Genomic DNA, 1122 nt, shown 5'->3' on the forward strand with positions numbered 1-1122 from the left:
GCATGGAACAAGCTCGTGGACCAGCCGTGGCGCATCATGACGATCGGCATGCGCGACTGGGCGCATGGGTCCTGATCCGTGCACGTTGGTATGAGGGTGCGGAACGCGTCGGAGAGCCGTCCCTGGCGCTGCGCCGCCTCGAGCTTGACGATCAGATCGGCAGCGGTGGTGAACTGGGTCTTGATCCCGGCATTCGCCGCCTTGTGGCCGATGGCGATGGCCAGGTGGGTCTTGCCGACGCCGGAGGGGCCGAGGAACACCGCGTTTTCCCTGCGTGCGACGAAGGCGAGCGAAGCCAGTTGCTCGATCTGGTGCTTCGGGGCCGAGCTGGCGAACTTGAAGTCATACTCTTCCAGCGTCTTGACCACCGGGAACCCGGCCATGCGCACCAGCGTGGCCGCCGACCGGGCGCGGCGGAAGTCACGCTCGGCGACGAGCACGTTCTCGAGGAAGTCGGTGAAGCTCTGGTTCCCGTCGCTGGCGGCGCTGGCGAGTGCCGGGTAGCTGTCGGCGATCCCCGGCAGCTTGAGATCCTCGCAGAGCTGGATCAGGCGGTCATGGGACAGGGTATTCATGCCAGCCTCCCGATCGCATCATAGACCGACAGGTCGTGCTGGGGCACGGCGATGTCCCGCAGGTCGGCCGGGATCGACGGCGCGATCCCTGTCCAGGCCGGCCCGCGCGGCAGAAGGCATCCAGCTTCCCGCACAAACCGGTCCACCGGGCGCTCTTTCGTCTCGGCATGCAGGCGCGGGTTCGCCACATCCCGCAGCCACTGGCCGACATGGGCATTGGCGGTATCGGCATCCAGAATGCCCCCCCGGCCCTTCAGGCGGCTCTCCAGCGGGCAGACGAAGCTTTCCTTGAGATAGCGGTTGAAGCGCTCGACCTTGCCCTTGGTCTGGGCCCGGTAAGGGGCGCACATGCGCGGTCTGAAGCCGTGGTGCTTGGCAAACTCGCGGAACCCGGCATGGAACCGGTGCCGGCCGGGGCCATAGACGTTGCGGTCGATCAGCACCGTCTTCATGGGGACTATCCTGAATTTTGTGCCCTGGCGTGGTAACTGCTCACAAAGGAGACCCACGCATGAGCATCGATAAAGACCTTTTGGACCGCCTGATG

At 65.5% G+C, this 1122-nt stretch carries 1 protein-coding gene and 1 pseudogene; both read right to left on the reverse strand.

The genetic code is table 11. From position 1 onward, the window contains the following. The coding region (locus LY05_RS15030; protein WP_148923710.1) for an ATP-binding protein at positions 1 to 575 on the reverse strand (575 nt) is incomplete at its 3' end. Positions 576 to 705: 130 nt separating this feature from the next. Continuing rightward, positions 706 to 1027, reverse strand: a pseudogene (locus tag LY05_RS15500) (IS21 family transposase); the annotation flags it as partial. Positions 1028 to 1122: the final 95 nt, after the last annotated feature.

The sequence above is a fragment of the Oceanicella actignis genome, assembly GCF_008124525.1.
Classification (GTDB): Bacteria; Pseudomonadota; Alphaproteobacteria; order Rhodobacterales; family Rhodobacteraceae; genus Oceanicella; species Oceanicella actignis.